Annotated in this window: 13 protein-coding genes; 6 read left to right on the forward strand and 7 right to left on the reverse strand. The window is 56.1% G+C overall.

Annotation, left to right across the window (positions count from 1 at the left end):
* From G565_RS0109410 to G565_RS0109420, 3 genes are all read left to right on the forward strand, one after another.
* A partial coding sequence (locus G565_RS0109410) for an integrase core domain-containing protein (protein WP_028670696.1) occupies nt 1-266 on the forward strand: 266 nt, incomplete at its 5' end.
* A 59-nt stretch (nt 267-325) separates the two neighbouring features.
* Complete coding sequence (locus G565_RS0109415; RefSeq protein WP_157600042.1) at nt 326-859, forward strand: hypothetical protein; 534 nt, start codon at nt 326-328, stop codon at nt 857-859.
* Nucleotides 860-1,018: 159 nt separating this feature from the next.
* On the forward strand, nt 1,019-2,536 hold the full coding sequence (locus G565_RS0109420) for a hypothetical protein (protein WP_169579635.1): 1,518 nt from the start codon (nt 1,019-1,021) through the stop codon (nt 2,534-2,536).
* A 3-nt stretch (nt 2,537-2,539) separates the two neighbouring features.
* Here the strand turns inward: G565_RS0109420 and G565_RS0109425 are convergent, their stop codons facing one another.
* Both G565_RS0109425 and G565_RS0109430 read right to left on the reverse strand, forming a co-directional pair.
* Nucleotides 2,540-4,732, reverse strand: coding sequence for a sensor histidine kinase (locus G565_RS0109425; RefSeq protein WP_028670699.1), 2,193 nt, complete (start codon nt 4,730-4,732; stop codon nt 2,540-2,542).
* The gene (locus tag G565_RS0109430; protein ID WP_028670700.1) at nt 4,725-5,375 is read right to left on the reverse strand and encodes a response regulator; all 651 of its coding nucleotides are present in this window, start codon (nt 5,373-5,375) and stop codon (nt 4,725-4,727) included. The genes G565_RS0109425 and G565_RS0109430 overlap by 8 nt, the downstream gene beginning before the upstream one ends.
* Nucleotides 5,376-5,597: 222 nt before the next feature.
* On the opposite strand from G565_RS0109430, the gene G565_RS0109435 reads away from it, so the two are divergent.
* Both G565_RS0109435 and G565_RS0109440 read left to right on the forward strand, forming a co-directional pair.
* The gene (locus tag G565_RS0109435; RefSeq protein WP_028670701.1) at nt 5,598-6,602 is read left to right on the forward strand and encodes a metal-dependent hydrolase; all 1,005 of its coding nucleotides are present in this window, start codon (nt 5,598-5,600) and stop codon (nt 6,600-6,602) included.
* Nucleotides 6,603-6,694: 92 nt separating this feature from the next.
* Complete coding sequence (locus G565_RS0109440) at nt 6,695-7,405, forward strand: cupin domain-containing protein (protein ID WP_051207700.1); 711 nt, start codon at nt 6,695-6,697, stop codon at nt 7,403-7,405.
* 26 nt (nt 7,406-7,431) lie between these two features.
* Here G565_RS0109440 and cydB read toward each other — a convergent pair whose 3' ends face one another.
* The 5 genes from cydB to G565_RS0109465 all read right to left on the reverse strand — a co-directional run bounded on the left by cydB (nt 7,432) and on the right by G565_RS0109465 (nt 14,649).
* A complete protein-coding gene (gene cydB, locus G565_RS0109445) occupies nt 7,432-8,430 on the reverse strand; it encodes a cytochrome d ubiquinol oxidase subunit II (RefSeq protein ID WP_211227153.1) in 999 nt (332 codons plus the stop codon).
* The gene (locus G565_RS0109450; protein ID WP_028670704.1) at nt 8,430-9,839 is read right to left on the reverse strand and encodes a cytochrome ubiquinol oxidase subunit I; all 1,410 of its coding nucleotides are present in this window, start codon (nt 9,837-9,839) and stop codon (nt 8,430-8,432) included. Before G565_RS0109450 ends, cydB begins: the two co-directional genes overlap by 1 nt.
* A gap of 217 nt (nt 9,840-10,056) precedes the next feature.
* Nucleotides 10,057-10,626, reverse strand: a complete 570-nt coding sequence (locus G565_RS0109455; protein WP_028670705.1) for a GbsR/MarR family transcriptional regulator — start codon at nt 10,624-10,626, stop codon at nt 10,057-10,059.
* A 535-nt stretch (nt 10,627-11,161) separates the two neighbouring features.
* Nucleotides 11,162-12,907 (reverse strand): ABC transporter ATP-binding protein, encoded by a 1,746-nt coding sequence (locus G565_RS0109460; protein WP_028670706.1) that lies wholly within the window; start codon nt 12,905-12,907, stop codon nt 11,162-11,164.
* Nucleotides 12,904-14,649, reverse strand: a complete 1,746-nt coding sequence (locus G565_RS0109465) for an ABC transporter transmembrane domain-containing protein (RefSeq protein ID WP_028670707.1) — start codon at nt 14,647-14,649, stop codon at nt 12,904-12,906. Before G565_RS0109465 ends, G565_RS0109460 begins: the two co-directional genes overlap by 4 nt.
* A 377-nt stretch (nt 14,650-15,026) precedes the next feature.
* On the opposite strand from G565_RS0109465, the gene G565_RS0109470 reads away from it, so the two are divergent.
* Nucleotides 15,027-15,224, forward strand: coding sequence for a hypothetical protein (locus G565_RS0109470; RefSeq protein ID WP_028670708.1), 198 nt, complete (start codon nt 15,027-15,029; stop codon nt 15,222-15,224).
* The last annotated feature ends 7 nt before the right edge of the window (nt 15,225-15,231 follow it).

The raw sequence follows: 15,231 nt of genomic DNA on the forward strand, positions 1-15,231 counted from the left end.
TTACCGGCGTGCTCAAGGCTAACGAAATAAAGATCAGCATGGATGGCAAGGGCCGGGCACTGGACAATATATTTGTCGAGCGGCTCTGGCGTTCCGTCAAGTACGAGGAAGTGTATCTAAAGCAATATCAGACGATGCAGGAAGCACGGGACGGCTTGAGTGCCTACTTCCGGTTTTACAACCATGAGCGGCCGCATCAATCGCTCAACAACAGGACACCGGCAGAAGTACATGGCACTGCTGTGCAATGGCTGCAAGCCGCGTAAGAATACAATTTAACCCATAGGGCATTTTACCTTAATTTAATGCATTAGTGGTCTTGACAGTGGGGTCCACAATAGTTGGCACTTACGGCGAAGACAGTCAATCAACGGGCATCGGTGCTGACCCGTCGAACGACTTTTCCCCGTCCACGAATGAAGGAGCCGTTTACGTCTTTACTCGCTCCGGAACCAATTGGAGCCAACAGGAATACCTGAAGGCCTCTTCCATGGCCAGCCCGGGAAAATGGTTCGGCCACTCCGTCAAACTCTCGGCCGATGGCAATGCTCTGGCCGTGGCGGCAAGGCGCGAAGAAAGCAACGCTACCGGTATCAATGGTGACCAGGAAGATACCTCCGCCAGTGGCAGCGGCGCGGTTTATCTGTTTACGCGCAATCAGGCGATCTGGAGCCAGCAAGCCTATGTCAAAGCGACCAACACACGAACCGGCAATAGGTTCGCAAATGGACTGGACCTGTCTGCAGATGGACAGTCGTTGGCGGTCGGTTCGCCCCGTGAAGCCAGCGCTGCGACGGGCATCAATGGTGATCTAACGGATACCAGCAGCAGTCGGTCGGGTGCGGTGTATCTGTATTGACGGGAAAACGCTCTGCCTGCCAGTGAGTCTTGGGTGCCGCAAGAAATGCTTACTTCGCAGGCGACCTCGGTTGGACACGGCGCTCAAACTGACCAAATCAGCAAGCCGGTCAACTGCCAAACCGGTTCTCAAGTTGGCAACTACCAGAGGGAAGCATTCATGGTTAACCTGGAATTAACTCGACCCAATGCCTGGGTAGCAATACTGGCCATCATTCCTGCAGTGCTCGCAGGCTGTGGCGAAAGCTCAAGTGGCGGTGATGGTACAGACAACGGTGGCAACGGTGATGGCGGCAACGGGGGCAACGGAAGCAGCAACCTTTCCGCTTTTTCAAGCACAACCTATTTCATCGGCAACGATGGCAGCAGTGGCAACACATCAGATGGCAGCCAGCTCTGGAAGACGGACGGCACAGAATCCGGCACTCTAAAAGTGAAAGCCGTTGCACCGGGCGAAGATGCTGACATAGAACAGATCACACCGGTTGGTGACAAGGTATTTTTCGTCGCCGATGACAACGAAGGCTACGGCCAGCAGCTTTGGGTCAGTGATGGTACCGAAAGCGGCACCCTGCGGCTGACGGATTCGACGGAGCTTGATGCCGGAACGGCGACCACGCTGTCTGAATTCGATGGCATGCTCTACTTTCGCGGGCGCAGTGAATCCGGTGAAATATGGATCTGGAAAAGCGACGGCACCATTGCCGGAACCGGCCCGGCAGACACCGATGTCACCCTGGACAACGGTCTCTCATTACTGACTCCCTTTAAAAACCATCTCTACTTTCGCGCCAACGATGGTACGAATGGTGCGGAACTGTGGCGCAGCGACGGCACGGACGCAAACACCGAGATGGTGGCCGATATCCAGACTGACGGCGGACTGGGCTCCCTTTTCACGTGCACTGAAGGCTTTGTGGAGCTCGACGGCATGCTCTATTTCTCCGCCAATGACGGCTCGGGCGGTGGCTGCGACTTGTGGCGAACCAATGGTGAGCTGGACCATGCCGAGAAGGTGAAGGAAATGTCTGACTCCTTCAACACCGGGCCTATTGATCTGGCTGTCGCTGATGACACTCTGTTTTTTCTGACGCGTCGCGAGCCCGCCACCGGGACCGATGATGGTGCTGTGTGGGTATCGGATGGCACTGACGCAGGCACGACAAAAGTGTTCGATGAAGATGACGATGAGTATCGGTTAATGATGGGTGGTAGCGGGCCAACAGACATAAGCCAACCGCTTTTGGCCGCCGGTGACCATGCCTATTTTTATGTCAATGACAGAAGCAAATCGTCTGGCGAAGCCTTGCAGCTCTGGTACGCAGATAGCACTGAAAGTGGCTTGCTTGTCGACTTGGAAGACAGCGTGCTCGGCGGTGGCATTGATATGGCGGTAGCGACGGGCCAGTTGTTCTTTGTGCATACCCGACCCAATATCGAGTCTGATTTCACCGGTAGCAATAAGGGAATCTGGACAGCCACAGGCAACAATGTCGAGTTATTGCATTCAGGCTTTACCGGCAGCAATGGCGGCAAACCTCTACTGCAGGCAGAAGGCGGTGACACCTTGCTGTTCAGCTCCATGGGTGATGTGTGGCGCACCAGCGGGACGACAGCCAGTACCGCGTTTGTAAGCGAGATATGCCCGGGAACCTGCTTCGGGTTCAAGAGCGAGTAAGTTTTACAGCTCTTTGTCTGTGGGTATCGGTACCACTGCGTGAAGGCAAAAGCGTGGTGCCTCACCCACACGACAAAACAGACTGAGCTCACCCTCCAGCTCGGCTATGCGCGTGTACATGTTATTCAAGCCTCGCCCCCTGAACCTGTCCGAATTTTCCGAGGTATCGCACCGCAGAACATTTTCCAGCTGAAATTCGATTTGGTGTGCATTGACCGAAAAGTAGACATCAAGCTGGCCGCTGCCACCATGTACCACAGCATTGCTGACCGCTTCACTCAGAACACGTCTGAGGTTAATGAAGTAGCGCGGCGGTAGGGAGATGGAACCCGCCGGAGGCACGCCTCGCCATACGACATTCAGCCCGGCAGCAGTTGCCCGCTCTTCCAGTTCCAGGCGGAATTCGTCCAGCATGTCCTGAAGGTTATAACGGCGCCGTTCATCAAGCGCATAAATCGTCTCGCGCAAGGCTGACAGTGCGCCCCTGGCTAGATTGACGTAACGTTCCTCGGTTGCGGTATGCATCAGGGTAAGCAAACGTCCGCCCACGTCATCGTGCAAATCACGCATGATACGTTTTCGTTCCTGATCCGCGCCCGCCATTCTCGCTGCACGCAAGTTGCAAACACGGGATGCAACGGCCGATAATGCCTCGGCCAGTTTTCGGTCACGCTCGGTAAACAGGCGTCTTCCATGCTGGCCGTAAAGCAAACTCAGAGCGGGAGCGTCATCATTCAGCGATGGAACCAACAACCGCGCCCCGTTGCTCACCAACTCAGTTCGCGCTACTGGTTTTTCTCCGGTTTCCAGAGCCAGGGGCTGAAAAACGGTGACCAGCATACTGCGCCAGTGTTCAGCCTCCTTACCCGGCAAACTGGTAAACAGTGCCTCCACAAAACCCGGCAGGTATTGCTCCATATAGACTTCCGAAGACGGCAATAGCCGCCGCCAAAGCCATTGCCTGAACGGCAAATAGAGCCAACAGACCGCCAGCACTGAAAACGTTAATGCGTAGCCCTGGTTTACGCCCAGAAATGACACCACCAACAGGTCGACCAGCAGCACCAGAAAACCGCCCAGAAACCATGCCCAGGCGATGAACCACCAACGTTCAATCTGAAACAGACGATACCTCAGGATACCCAGCGCAAACCCTATATACAGCGTACTGGCAATTCCCACCATGGTGGTAAGGTCAGACAGCGGTGCATAGCCAAGCAACGCAGGCAGGAAATACACCAGCATACCGCCGCCCATGGCCATCAGAATAGAAAGAAACAGCCAGCGCAAGGCACCCCTGTCCAGTGGGTGATAGCGGGCCAGTCGCCACTGAATCACGGCAGCGGTAACACCGGCCAGATAGTAAAACGCCAGCGGCAGATAGAACGTATGCTGGGGCAGATTCCACAGTTGCAGGTTTTCATTGAGCTGTTGAGCAACGGTCAACAGCAGCAGCCCCGGGACCAGCCACTTCGCGGTTGGCAGACGTCTCGGGTAGATCACCATCAGCACCAGCAGTGATACCAGCAGCAGATGAAGCCCAATGTGATTGCCGCGCATCAGGAGTTCAAAGGTTGCTCTGGGTAAAGCCAGTTCCCGGGCCTCCCAGACACTGTGCAACAAGGTCGCAAAAAAGAAACCACTGCCCGATAAAGCCAACAGCCTGGCCGGCCAGTGACCTGGCCTGAACATCCACACAGACAGGCTCACCAGGCAGGCCATGGCACCAAAGAGATTCAATAACCAAAAGGCGACCGGTAGCGATGAGATGGGGCGAGACGACAAGGCATTCACAGTCACCGTCGAGCCATCGCTGAGCTCCAGGTTGACTGCATCGTGCTGTAAAGCTGATGCGATCTTCCCCTGATACTGCATGTAGTCGTTATAGCCCTGATAGCGGCTTTGCGAATGCGGGTTGAACGCCGGGTCATAAGTGCGCAATGACAACGCCTGCCCGGAATCCGGTGCGGTCACCGCAACCAGGTGCTCACCCGGCGACAACTCACCGGTCAGCGGCCCTTCCGGGTGGACACTCACAACGGCTAAACCCCGGTCGCCAGCGGGCTCGACCGTCAAGCCCAGCCAAGGGCCCTGAATTGAAAGACCAGTAACGCAAACCACTGCCAATACAACGAAAAAGGTAACCAGGGAAAGCAATGACAAAGGCGGAAAAGCAGGCTGGGCGTGGCTAGCCATCCACCACTCCCAGACGCACAGCTTGCAGGGTTGCCTCCGCACGCCCGGATACATTCAATTTGCGGTAGATTTGTTTGGTGTGCGCGGCGACGGTGTTACTGGAGATATCGAGCGCCGAAGATATGTCGCAGCGCTTGTAACCGTTCGCCAGCAACCGCAAAACTTCCTCTTCCCGGGCTGTTAGCCCGGTCTGATCGGCTGTGGGTGAGGGAGTCGCAGTGGCAACATTCCGGAAATGGCGCAACACGCGACGCGCGATGCTCGGTGACAGCGGCGGTTCGCCCCGAGTTATGCCCTGTATCTGCTCAACCAGACGCTCTCGCGGCTGATCCTTCAGCAGAAACCCCTGCGCACCCTCTTTCAACGCTGCGAAGAGATGATCATCATCATCGTAGATAGTCGCCATCACAACATAGGTGTCGGCATTGAAAGCGCGGATCTGCCTGATCAGGTTGGTTCCGTTGCCATCCGGCAAACTGATGTCCAGTAAGGCCAGATCATAGCGCGCCTGTTGCAACTGTCTTTTTGCCCGCTCAAGGTTGTCCACAGCGTCGATGGTTACGCCAGGCAGGGCTTCACTCAGAATACCGGCCAGCCATTTGCGGCTGTCGGGGTGATCTTCCAGGATCAGTGCTGTCTGCATATCGTTGCATCCCTAGTCAAGGCTCCCAAAAAAGCCATTTTTTGACCATACACCCAAACTTTCGAGGAATCCAATCCGCCCCGAATGGGAATCGGCGTTATAACCAACAGGTACTGGCTGGCTCAATATGGCAACGGTGAATGGACAACGGCAACTGGTTGGCAACGCCCCCATAAGCCCTTAGGCTTGCAGCTTCCCTGTTCGCAAGGTAGCCCGGCACTCTTGGATATTCTCACCCACGGCCTGATAGGCGGAGCGCTGGCGCAGAGCCTGGCGAAAAAACACCGCTTGCTGGTGGCCAGTCTGGCTGGCTTTGTTGGCGGCATACTGGCCGATATCGATATTCTGGTGCGCTCGAGTGAAGACCCGCTTCTGAACCTCGAAGTCCACCGGGCCTTAACACACTGGTTGGTGTTTATTCCTGTTGGCGGCCTGGTCGCTGCCCTTATTCTGTGGCCCTTGTTACGACGCACCCTCCCGTTTCGCAAACTGGCGTTGTTCACGACGGCTGGGTACGCGACCCATGCGCTACTCGATGCCTGCACCAGCTATGGCACTCAATTGTTCGGCCCCTTTTCAGGCAACCCGGTAGCCTGGAACCTGATCTCGGTTGTAGACCCGGTAGCGACCCTGTTGCTCATGGCTGGCTTTGGCATCGCTCTGACTCGCCGGCAGGCTGGTGCGGCACGGGTCGGCGTGGCACTGATGCTGACTTACCTCACTGTCGGCGGACTACAGCACGAACGGGTCCGCGCTCAGGTGCAGTCGATAGCGGCTGGCCAGGGCCATCAGCCGGAGCGACTGGTCGTCAAACCGACGCTGGGAAACCTCGTGTTATGGCGCACGCTCTATGAGTTCGATGGCCACTATTACATCAATGCGATACGCGCAGGCTTTGGAACCGATGCTATTCCCGGCGACCGAACCCCTGTTCTGGATTATCAATCGGCCTTCGCGCCGCTGGAAACGGACAGCCGGCTCTTTCAGGACATTGAACGATTCCATCGCTTCGCCAGTGGCTATCTCGTCTGGCATCCGGAACAACCCGGTGTGATTGGCGATGTGCGCTATGCCATGCTGCCACATGAGGTCGCGCCTATCTGGGGCATACGTCTGCCGGCAAACTGGCGCACAGCTGAAGGCACGGTATCCTTTGAGCATTTCCGCCGTACCGACGTTGAAACGCGACAGGCTTTTTTGGATATGGTGCTGGGTCGCATTCAATGACAACAGCGTGACTCATAAAATAAACGAAAACTAGCATCCACCCGATTCATGAACGAGTATATAAGACATACCTTCTGGAAATAGAATCGCTCATGATCGCACTAGACCCTTTTTGGCGCCGGCTCTACGAATCCCGGCCCGACAACGCGTTATCGGCCCGTGAAACCCCCGTGACCGCCCTGAACGCAGACCTCTCCCAACCGGCCATCATAAACACCGAACGCGCCCAGTGGGTGCCTTCACCCGCTCCGGGTGTGCAGCGAATAATGCTGGAGCGCAATGGCGGTGAGAAAACGACGCGGGCCACCAGCCTGGTGGCTTATGAACCCAACAGTCGGTTCGACGGCCACACCCATCCTCTGGGTGAAGAGTTTCTGGTATTGGCAGGCGTGTTTTCAGACGAGAGCGGAGACTACCCGGCGGGCACCTATGTTCGTAATCCGCCAGGTTCGGACCACAAACCTTTCAGCGAGACGGGCTGTCTGATCCTGGTAAAACTGCAGCAGTTCCGGCCTGATGATCAAACCCGACTGGTGATTGAACCGACTGCTACGGGGGAATCCTCAACGCTGTTTTCCGGGTATGAACAGGTGCAGTTGTTGCGCCCTGCCGACATCATCAACCTCAGTGCTGAAGATCACCCCGGAGGCATCGAGTTGTTGTTGCTAAACGGCGCCTGCACCTATGCCGGCCGACCCTGGGGGCCCGGTACCTGGATTCGGTTACCGGCAACGTCACTGTCGACCATCGAACTGGCGGGCAGTGCCGAAGCCTGGGTTAAGACCGGGCATTTGGGTGGTTAATGCCCGGTCTTGCTAACCCTGCTTGGTCAATAGTATTTGAGCTCGGTTGATTTACCCCAGAACACCCGATAGGCAAAGGCGGTGTAGGCCAGAATCAGTGGCAATACAATCGCTACCCCCACCCCTATGAACTGCAACGACGCCGTCGCGCTGGCTGATTCGGCGGCGGTTAACTGCCCGGGCACCACGTACGGGAAAAAACTGTAGGCAAGGCCGAGAAAACTGAGCACAAACAGCAATGCCACGGCGACAAAGGGAAACCAGCAACCCACGTCGTTGCGGGTGGGCACCTGCTTCAGGTATTGATCGACCAGGACGACGAGCAACAGGCACACCAACGGGATCGGGATCAGCAGAAACACCGCTGGCATGCTCAGCCAGCGCTCGGCGACATCGGCACTGACCAGTGGGTTCATGATGCTGATCGCCGCAATGCCAATGGCCGCAACCCAACCGGCACGTCGCGACCAGTATGCGGCCCGAATCTGCAAGTCACCCTCAGCCTTCATCACCAACCAGGCGCCGCCGATGTAGGCAAACGCCGCTGTGACACAGACAGCACTGAGCACAGCGAACGCCTGGGCCACCAACCCGGGTTGAAACGCCAGCACATACCGGCCCAGCATATACCCGAGCGTCATTGATGAAATCAGCGAGCCGGCTTTAAAGGTGTAATCCCAAAGACGCCGGTGGCCGGTAATCGCCTTGGCACGAAAGTCGAACGACACACCCCTCAAGATCAGGCCGATCAGCAAAAAAGCCGCCGGCAAGTACATCTCGCGAAGTACCAGGCTGTGTGCCTCGGGAAAGGCGATCAGCAAGATGCCTACGGCCAGCACCAGCCAGGTTTCATTGGCATCCCAGAACGGGCCAATGGAAGCGATCATCTGGCTGCGCTGCGGTTCGTTATCCATCGGCAGCAGCAGGCCAACGCCCAGATCAAAACCGTCGAGCACGGCGTAAATCAGCACCGCCAGGCCCATCAGTACCAGAAATATCTCGGGTAACCAGTCGGTCAGATTCATCAGCGAGCCTCCTCGGGTGTTGCGTTATCGCTCTGCCCGGAAACCCGAGCCTCCAACTCATCAAGATCGACGTCGCCATGGCGCTCAAACTCTTCGACCTCAACCGATTTGCGGGCCATATAAAACAGAGTCTGCAAGTAGGCAAAAAGCAGCACCGCATAAGTCACAAGATACAGGGTCAGCGACAAACCAACTTGCGCACCGGGAACCGTAGTTACCGCGTCGGCTGTACGCAACACGCCAGACACCAGCCAAGGCTGGCGACCGATCTCGGTCACGTACCAGCCAGCCAGGGTAGCGACCCAGCCGGAGAACGTCATGCCAACCAGGACCCGCTGCATCCACACCGGCACATTACCCCGACGCCACAACAGCCAGACACTGACCCAACTGACCGCCAGCATCAACAGGCCCAATCCAACCATCACCCGGAAACCAAAGAACAGCGGTTTGACCGGCGGATGGCCCTCTTCCTCGAACTCGTTCAGCCCGGGAATTTCACCGTTCAGATCGTGCGTCAGAATCAAACTCGCCAGCCCCGGCACACCCACTTCAAAGGCGTTCGAGCGGGTTGTTTCATCCGGCCAGGCAAAGAGCAGCAGGGGTGCGCCTCGTTCAGTTTCCCAGACGCCCTCCATTGCCGCGACTTTTTGTGGTTGGTGTTCAAAAGTATTCAGGCCATGCAGATCACCGACAAAAATCTGCACTGGAATCAACAGCGCCGCCACTACAATACCGGCGCTCATCGCTTTACGCGGCGCGAGTTTCTGGTCACCTTTCAGCAGACGATAAGCCGACAAGCCTGCAATTAAAAAAGCCGCCGTCAGACCGGAGGCGATCATCATGTGCGTCAGCCGGTAAGGCATGGAGGCGTTAAAAATAATGTCCCACCAACTGAGCGGGTGAGCGACACCGTCGATCATTTCAAAGCCGTCTGGCGTGTGCATCCAACTGTTCAGTGCGATGATCCAGAAGGCCGATAGCGAGGTGCCAATGGCAACCAGGAACGTTGACAAGGTGTGCACCCAGCTCGGTACCCGCTGACTGCCAAACAGCATGATGCCCAGAAAAGTTGCTTCCATAAAAAAGGCGGTTAACACTTCATAGCCCAGCAAGGGCCCGGCAATATTCCCCACCTTTTCCATAAAGCCAGGCCAGTTGGTGCCAAACTGAAAGCTCATGGTGATGCCGCTGACCACACCCAGCGCAAAGCTCAGCGCAAACACCTTGACCCAGAAGCGGTAAATCCGCATCCACACCGGGTGGCCGCTGATCTCATGGCGCACTTTGAAATAAACCAGAAACCAGGCCAGCGCAATGGTGATGGTCGGGAATAGAATGTGAAAGCTGATGTTGGCGGCAAACTGAATGCGCGACAGCATCAATACATCGGCGAGTTGTGACTCCATAAATCCTCCACAGAAAACGGTAAACAGTTAGCCAAAATTCGGAGTTCGGACCAGTTAGGTGGCATTGGCCCGCATCGGTCACCTGGCATGCCCCTGTGGGGTCGGCGTAGATCCGTCCATGGAGCCTAGGCCGCAGCGTCCATGCTGCGGACTACCCCACAGAGGCACACCAGGTGACCGCTGCTCGTTAATTCAACTAGCTATACAACTTGAAAATTCAATCATTGCCGATGGCTTTCTTTTTTGTTTTCGGTCGCATCCGATCGGTCATTTCAAGCACCTTGCCCACGCCGGAACCCAGTCGCATCAGCGCTTGCAGGTGCTCGGGTTTCATGTGCTGCATGTCATCGAACCAGTGATTAAATAGTTCGAGCAGGTCGTGAATTTCATGCATTTGCTGGCGCGCGTGGCTGGGCATGTCATCCTGGTCGCTGTTCATCAACTGGCTGCGCAGCATTGACAAGGTCGGGTCCACTTCGCGCTTTTTGCGCTCCTCCAATACTTGCTGAGCCAGTTCCCAGATCGTGCCATTGGCCAGAAAATAGTCTTTGCGGTCGCCCGGTTGACGGTGGGTACGAATCAGCCGCCAGGAGTGCAGTTCCTTCAACGCCATGCTGACATTGCCGCGTGAAAGGCTCAGCGAGGTGGCGATGTCATCGGCAGACAAGGGTTCCTCATTGAACACCAGCAAGGCCAGCATTTGCCCGACAGACCGATTAAAGCCCCAGCGACTGGCCATCTCGCCAAAATGCAGGATCATGTTTTCAAGTTCGGTGGTTAGCTTCATCGCGCCCTCTATTAAAGACAGGTATCGGGGTTCAGTTTGATACATTGCCAGGAGTCCGTGCCAGGCACCGGGTGAGCCTATCCGGGGTCGGCGTAAACCCTTCCATGGGGCCTAGACCGCAACATCCATGTTGCGGACTCCCCCGGATAGGCTCACCCGGCACCTGGCACTTATCTCACTGCAAACTCCAAATCCCGCTTATAGAAAATCCTTGCCATGCACCTTGATGCAGATCATGAGATTATCGAAGTTTCAGTATTTTCTGAAAGTTTAGAAAGATTGAGATGAGATGCAAGGATTTTCAGGAGGCAGGGACGTAAAGTTGGGAGTTGCTAGCGTCAGCGTAACCAGATTCAAAGGCTCCGACCGGTACTAACATTCACAGCGGGCATGGATGCCCGCGATAGGTGATGGGCACAGGGATGTGCCTGCAGAACCGGGTGAATGTTAGTACCGGTCGGGGCCGAACGCCTGGCACGGCAGCCAACCGGGCAAAGGCCTACCAAGGCACTACACCAAACCAATGCCACAAGAATCAGACTACCCCAACCGGATCCTTCTGCTGCTGTAACTCATACATGTGGCGGTAGAGACCTTCCTCGGCCATCAGCGCTTTGTGGTGGCCCTGTTGTTGAATGTGACCCTGGTGCAGCACCACGATCTGATCGGCCTCCATCACGGTGCTCAGGCGGTGGGCGATGGCGATGATGGTGATGTGACCGCGCAGCGCCATCAGCGACTGCTGGATCAGCGCCTCGGTATGGCTGTCGATGTTGGCGGTGGCTTCATCGAGGATCAGGATGTCGGGCTTGCGCGCCAGCGTTCTGGCCAGGCTAAGTAACTGGCGCTGACCGTTGCTGAGGTTGCCGCCACGTTCGGTCAGAACCGTCTGGTAACCTTTGGGCATGCGCATGATGGCATCGTGCAGTTGGGCCTGGCGCGCCGCCTGCTCAACGTCGGCATCGGTCAGGTCCCACTCGAGCCGGATGTTATCGGCAATGGTGCCCATGAAAATGAAGGGATCCTGTTGCACCAGGCCCATGCGCCGGCTGCGTTCGGCCGGGTCGATACGGTCGAGTGGGATGTCGCCCACGCGCACCGTGCCCAGTTTGACCGGGTAGAAGCCCATCAACAATGACATCAGCGTGCTCTTACCCGACCCCGTATGGCCAACGATACCGACAAACTGACCGGGCTCTATTCTGAGGGTCACATCGGTCAATACCGTTGTGCGGCCATCGTAACTGAAGGCTTCGATGTCGAATTTCACCGAGGCATCGCGCGGGCTCTCGGGATGAGCTGGCACTGGAACCGTGGTTTCATCAAGTAAGGAGAACACGCGGTCGGCCGATACCAGTGCCTGCTGAAACATGTTCAGCCGCGAAATCATGTCGATGACAGGTTCGGTCAGGTTACCCAGGTAATTCAGAAACGCGTAGATGACGCCCACCTGAATCGCCCCGGTCGGGCTCAGAAAATCCCAGCCAAAGGCGAACAACAAGCCCGCCAGCAAGGCCATGTACACCAGATCAACCAGTGCACGCAGCATCAGACCGTCGATCATGACATTGCGAATCTTGGCCTTGTAGTGGTCGGTACTGGTTGTTTCAAAAGCACGACTGAAGCGTATCTGCTGATTCATCAGCTGAATCACCGACATGCCCTGAATGCCCTCATTCATGCGCGCATTGATATCACTGAGCAGAGTTCGGACTTGCTGAAAAACTGGTGTCGACAGCTTCTGATAGATCAGCATGATGCTGATTACCGCCGGCACCAGCACCGCACAAATCAGCATTAATTTAAGGTTCAGAAAGGCCATCGCGATCAGGATTCCGGTCATGCGAATGCTGTTCTGAATCACCACGGAAATGACGTTGACGTACAGATCCTTGATCGCTTCGGTATCATTGGTGATGCGGCTGATCAGGCTACCCGTCGGGGTATGATCAAAGAACGACAGCGGCAACCGCATCACCTTGGCAAACACCTGTTCACGAATGGTTTGCACGACATCCAGCGCAATCCGGTTAAAACGGATGGCCTGCTGAAAGAAGCACACCGCCGAGATCAGTTGCGCCGTCAGATAAGCCAGAACCAAACCCACCAGCGGCGTAATAGCCCAGTAGCCCGGCGTCAGAAAGCTGTCGATGAACACCTTGATCAGGTAAGGGCCGAGCACATTGCCCGCCGTTGCCAGCGTCAGCAACAACACGGCCTGAATCAGCAGGGGGCGATACGCCAACCCGTAACGCAGCAAACGCGTGAACGTACCTTTCATTGCCCGGCCTCCACAACCTGCTCCAGTTGCTGATAGGCAAAGGTGCGCTGGTACCAGCCACCCAGAGCCAACAACTGTGCATGCGTACCGCGCTCAATGCACCGACCGTGGTCAAGCACCAGAATCTGGTCGGCCTCTTCAATAGCCGTCAGCCGGTGACAACTGATCAGGGTCGTGCGACCGGCACGGGCTGCCTTCAAATGGGCGAGAATGCCCTGCTCGGTTCTGACATCGACCGCCGACAACGCATCGTCAAGAACGAGTACCGGAGCGTCGGTCAACAGCGCACGAGCGATGGCAACGCGCTGTTTCTGACCGCCCGACAGCGTCACACCACGTTCACCAACCAGGGTTTCGTAGCCGTCGCTGAAGCGCAAAATATCATCGTGAATCTGGGCAATACGTGCGGCCGCTTCAATGGCGTCGCGGCTGGCATCAGGCTGGCCAAGCGCAATATTTTCGGCCACGGTGGCCGTAAACAAAAACGGCGTTTGCGGCACCACCGACAAATGCCGGCGCAGGTTGTCGAGCGTAAAATCAACGATCGGCCGGCCACCCAACTGCACGTCAGCACCCTCACCTTCCTGAAGGCGCGCCAGCAAATCCAACAAGGTTGATTTGCCGGCACCGGTTGGGCCAACAATACCGACCAGTTCACCGGCCGCTACCGATAACATCAGCTCCTGCAAAACTGGCGGCAACTCTGGTGCGTGGCGGAACGACTGAATGTTCATCTGTATCGACGCATCGGCATCGCCGGTAAATGTGCCCTGGTCTTTGATCGTCGGCTCGGTGTGCATCAGTTCGTCAATACGTTCGTAAGCGGCCTGGCCACGCTCAACCAGATTGAGCATCCAACCCACAGCAAACATGGGCCAGATCATGAACCCCAGGTACAGCGTAAAGCTGGTCAGTTCACCGAGGGTTAATAGTTCGTGCACGATAAACCAGGCACCACCGGCCACACTCAAAAAGAAAGACATGCCCACGGCCAGAGAAATAGCCGGGTCGTATTTGCTGTCGGTGCGCGCGACCGCAAGATTGGCTGCGTTGGCTTCACGGGCAATGGCGTTGAACTGATCGTCTTCGACACTTTCACGACCGAAAGCCCGAATCAGACGAATACCGGAAATGCTTTCCTGAACCTTGTCGTTCAAATCACTGAACCGCGCCTGAGCCAATCGAAAAGAGGCATGCAGCTCCTGACCAAAACGCCACATGAAAAAACCCACGATGGGCCAAGGAACCAGAGCAATGAGCGTCAGTTGCCAGCTGATCTGAGTGGTCATCACTGTCAAAACCAACAGGCCGGTCAAGGCACCGTCGAATAACGCGAGCACCGCTTCGCCTGCGGTCATTTCCACCGCTTGAATGTCGTTGGTGGCCCGTGCCATCAAATCGCCGGTGTTGTGTTTTTGAAAGAAGGAAGACGACTGTCGGGTCAGGTGTCGGTATATATCACGGCGCAACCGGTTCGACAGCGCGTAACTGGCACCGAATAAAGACACCCGCCACACGACTCGCATCACATAACTGACCAGCGCAATGGCGACGACGATACCTGCGTTCAGCCAGAGTTGGTTTAACGTGAGCGTGCCCTGAGCGATGCCATCCACCACCCGGCCGGTGATCCAGGGCGGAACCAGTACGGCAAATCCAACGATGACCAACGCACTCACCGCGATGCAGTAGCGACGCCATTCAACTTTGAAAAACCAGCGCAATTTCCAGAATACGGACACGTCAACCTCTAGGCGGCAGGAAAGACAGGCGGGCCAGAATAGGCAAAAGCACGGGGAAGTGCCACTGCAGTGCTCACATTAATTATGGCGGTTGTGTTCGACTAACAGGACGGCCGCAGTCAACGCTGCCCGCCAACGATCTTGTATCCCTACAATACCGACAGTTGAGTGTCGTGGTGTGACGTTCGGTTCAATCACGAACCGGTCACATACAAAGTGTGCACTGCATCCCAGCACCAGCGGTTTGATTCAAGCATCGCCCTTGGAAATGCCATTAAGGCCCTAATCTCTAGGAACACCCGCCGATATGTGCAGCAGCGTTTTTTTCGGCGATTTTATCATCAAGCCAAACAACATCACCTCAAAAAGGAGTTCCTATGAAACATCCTATACTGACAGCACTGCTCGCCGTTCTATTTTCCCTGGGCCTGGTCGCCTGTGAAGAACCGAGTGAGGGTGAACAAGCCGCTGATGCCGTCGAAGAGGCTGCAGACAATGCAGGTGACGCACTTGAAGACAGCGGTGACGCGATCGGCGATTCCATTGAAGAAGCCGAGGACGAGCTGGAAGACTGATCGATAA

The organism is Saccharospirillum impatiens DSM 12546, from assembly GCF_000423605.1.
GTDB classification, from domain to species: Bacteria; Pseudomonadota; Gammaproteobacteria; order Pseudomonadales; family Natronospirillaceae; genus Saccharospirillum; species Saccharospirillum impatiens.